We start from the raw sequence: 300 nt of genomic DNA on the forward strand, positions 1-300 counted from the left end.
TGAACGGGCGTGGCACCGCAGGCCAGGGCCAGGCGCGTGAGGTCATCCGCCGCAGCATTGATCAGGTACAGCTTGCCGCGCTCGCTGCGCAGGCTGACCTGCAACCGCGCATCATCAAAGTTCAGCGCGATAGCGCGCCCATCGGCCACCCAGTGCGGCTGCGCCATGACCATGGCGATACCGGCCTGGGCGGCCAGTTGCGTGCGGGTGTGCTGGCCCAGCCACAGCGCCTGGCGGCTTTGCAATTGCACCCAACCGGCCAGGCCGCCGAGCAGCACGCTGAGCAAGGCCAGCACCAAC

The 300-nt window shown here is 68.7% G+C and carries 1 protein-coding gene; it reads right to left on the minus strand.

Features of this window, described 5'->3' with window-relative positions:
• Window positions 1–300, minus strand: a 300-nt coding sequence (locus tag AC0L20_RS40640) for a hypothetical protein (protein ID WP_473295767.1), incomplete at both ends; no start/stop codon positions are given.

The sequence above is a fragment of the Bradyrhizobium sp. Kon58 genome (assembly GCF_055807455.1).